A 1,228-nucleotide genomic window follows, 5' to 3' on the forward strand; every position below is an offset into this window, starting at 1 on the left:
CGAGTTGAACACGCGTCAAGGCAAGCTGTTTGCGGATTTGTCGATTGGGGCGGATGTGGCGGGGGCGAAGGCGCTGCTATCAAACAAAGGCATCGCTTTTCGTGGCGTCACCCTAATGGGAAGCGGCTTTTGGATCAAGCCAGGCGATATTCTGATTCGGCAAGAGCCTGATGTCATCAAGCCGCTTCGCAATGGCAAAGACCTAACAGCCACACCGCGAGGTGTTTTTGCGATTGATTTTTTCGGGCTAACACTCGATCAGGCGAAAAACCAATTTCCGGCATCTTTTCAGCGCGTGCTCAACGGTGTTAAGCCGGAAAGAGACCAATCCAAACGATCGACCTATCAAGCCAAATGGTGGCTGTTTGCCGAAGCACGACCAGATTTGCGAGCCGCAAAGGCAGGTCTGCCGCGTTATCTCGCGACCTCGATGACAGCCAAGCACCGTTTTTTTCAATTTCTAGATGAAAACATCCTGCCAGATCAAGGCATCGTTGCAATTACGATTGCAGATGCATTCGCTCTCGGAATTCTCTCGACCCGCGTTCATACAGTTTGGGCTCTAGCCAGTGGAGGGCGCTTGGGAGTCGGCAATGATCCCCGCTACAACCACTCCCGCTGCTTCGAGACCTTTCCCTTCCCCGCTGCCAGCGACACCCAAATCGCCCGCATCCGCGATCTCGCCGAGCAGATCGACGCCCACCGCAAGCGCCAACAGGCCCAGCACCCGAGTCTGACCCTGACCGGCCTCTACAACGTCCTCGACGCCCTGCGCCGCGAAACCCCACTGACGCCCAAGGACAAAACCATCCACGAGCAGGGCCTGGTCAGCCTGCTGCGCGAACTGCACGACGAACTCGACACCGCCGTCTTCGCCGCCTATGGCTGGGGCGATCTCGCCGACCCGCTTATCGGGTGCCCCGGCGCGACCTGTCCCTGGCCCGACAAACCCGCCGCCCAGCTTGAAGCCGAGGAAGCGCTGCTCACCCGCCTGGTCGCGCTCAACGCCGAACGCGCCGCCGAGGAGGCTCAAGGCCAGATCCGCTGGCTGCGCCCCGAGTACCAACACCCGGAGCCGGCAAGCGCCAGCGCCGCCGCACAGCAGGCCGCCGATCTCGACCAGCCAGCGCCGCCGCCGACTCCGGCAACCGCCAACAAGCCCAAGGCGTTCCCCGCCGCCCGCGCCGGCATGCGCGAGCAGATCGCCGCTGTGCGCGCCGCGCTCGGT

The 1,228-nt window shown here is 61.9% G+C and carries 1 protein-coding gene; it reads left to right on the forward strand.

All coding sequences use genetic code 11. The annotated features are described in order from the left end of the window. Nucleotides 1–1,228: type IIL restriction-modification enzyme MmeI (locus VBE63_RS29755; protein WP_323686573.1), on the forward strand; the 1,228-nt coding region annotated here is incomplete at both ends.

This window comes from Lamprobacter sp., assembly GCF_034860625.1.
Taxonomy (GTDB): Bacteria; Pseudomonadota; Gammaproteobacteria; order Chromatiales; family Chromatiaceae; genus Lamprobacter.